The sequence below is a fragment of the Halalkalibacter sp. AB-rgal2 genome (assembly GCF_041821005.1).
Taxonomy (GTDB): domain Bacteria; phylum Bacillota; class Bacilli; order Bacillales; family Bacillaceae_D; genus Halalkalibacter.
In genome coordinates this window covers 1-2,018 of record NZ_JBGUAV010000059.1, presented here as the reverse complement: position 1 = coordinate 2,018, position 2,018 = coordinate 1, and the positions used below count along the sequence as shown (strand labels likewise).

1 protein-coding gene and 1 pseudogene are annotated in these 2,018 nt (G+C 36.0%); one reads left to right on the top strand and one right to left on the bottom strand.

The annotated features are described in order from the left end of the window. Window positions 1–294 (bottom strand): annotated as a pseudogene (locus ACERJO_RS20905) (hypothetical protein); the annotation flags it as partial. Window positions 295–843: 549 nt separating this feature from the next. Between ACERJO_RS20905 and ACERJO_RS20900 the strand changes: the two are divergent. Beyond that, on the top strand, window positions 844–2,018 hold a 1,175-nt coding region (locus tag ACERJO_RS20900), incomplete at its 3' end, for an IS1182 family transposase (protein WP_373648773.1).

The following is a 2,018-nucleotide window of genomic DNA, read 5'->3' as shown; positions in this document are numbered from 1 at the left end:
ATTTAATGTTAAGTACTTTATAAAGCTACCGTATGTTAATTTAAACACCCAAATAGTTGTTATAAAAAATAAACCTAAAAGGTAAGAGAAATCTAAACGATAATTTGGAAATAAAGCATTCTTTACTTTCCACCACTTACTTCTATCAGCTATTTCGCTTAAAAAACTAAAGATATAACCAATAAAAGTTGCGACTGGAAGAAAGCGAACAAAAGAATTTTTCCCTAGCAATGGAGTAGTTAACCAGGGAATAACTAATGTACTAAAGGATAAAGCCTTCCTTTTATCAATCATAAGATCCCCCACAAGATACAATTATTTATCATGTATTATTATTCCCCATTGTTCAGAAGTTTTATTCCATTAAAAAAATGGCCCTTTAGCGGAACAACTTATTGTCACTCAACAGTTCCTTAATCGTTCTTTCAATTCAGATGTTCCACTATAAAAACACCCCTTTAGACAAAAATAATCCTAAAGGGGTAAAGCTTCGCAACTTTTTTACAAATGTCGCGACTTTATTTTAAATTTACATTTCTAAAAGAACAGCCTACCAACCTCACTGAATACGAGGACAAATTTACCGTTTAATTCAAATCTGGACTGACGGTTGGGTTGATATATAAGAATAGTTGGAAAAGAAGCAAGAGGCTGGGACAAAACCCAGTAAATAAAAAATAGAGAGGCGCTCATCCCAATGTTTGGGTTCGAGTGCCTCTCTTTATTTTTATACTCACTAAACTTTGCCGTTTATTTTTCTACAATCAACTATTTTTTAATACAAAAAGGACACCTTCTGATAAAATTAAAGTAACCACACAATAACTTACCGGGGGTGTCCTTATGTTTAAATATTATAACATGAATCAAGTTATTTTGCCTTTAGATTTAGAAGTAAAGCTTCAGGAAAATGATATTGCCTACACTGTAAATGATCTTGTGGAACAGATTCCTGATGAAGCCTTTGCCAGTTTTTTGCGTGAAACGGGCAACCCAGCTTACCATCCAAGAATGATGATGAAAGTGATTTTATGTGCTTACACACAATCTGTTTTCTCAGGAAGAAAAATTGAGGCATTACTCAAAGATAGTATTCGTATGATGTGGCTGGCTCAAGGATATAAACCGAGTTATCGTACTATCAATCGTTTCCGTGTTCATGAAGAAGTAAAGGAATTATTACGGCAGTGCTTCGTCCAGTTTCGCTGTCAACTTGTAAAAGATAAATTGATAGAGGAAGAAGCTATCTTTATTGACGGGACGAAGATCGAAGCGAACGCCAATAAATTTACGTTTGTTTGGCGCAAAGCGACGGAAAAATACAGTGCAGCTTTGGTGGAGAAGTCCAATCAAATGTATGATGAATTGCTAGAAAAGGAAATTATTCCGGTAATAGAACGGGAAGATCAGGAAGAACTATCTCCTAAAGAACTCCACGAGGTTGTGCAAAAGCTTGACGAGAAAGTGGAGGAATTTGATAAAAAAATTAAAGAAAGTGCAGAAGTAGAGGAACGTAAACAACTACGTTCGGAACGCAAAGGACCGAAACAGCACCTCAAACAGTTCAAAGATTTTTTGGTCCGCAAACAAAAATACCAAAACGACATGTCCATATTCGGAGAGCGTAACAGTTATTCCAAGACGGACCAGGATGCCACTTTTATGCGAATGAAAGATGATTACATGAAGAACGGCCAGCTAAAAGCAGGATATAATGTGCAAATTGCGACAGAAGGACAATATACGCTTGCATTTGATGTCTTCGCAAATCCAACAGATACACGCACCCTTATTCCTTTTCTGGATAAGATCGATAAAAGTTTCTTTAAGCTGCCCCAGTACATTGTCGCAGATGCAGGATATGGCAGTGAACAGAATTATGAAGATGTAATTAATCGGGAGTGCACCCCACTTATCACATATAATATGTATCGGAAAGAGAAGAAAAAGAGGTATAAAAATAATGACTTTAACTCCGCGAATTGGGAATATGATGAGGAAACAGATTCTTTTACATG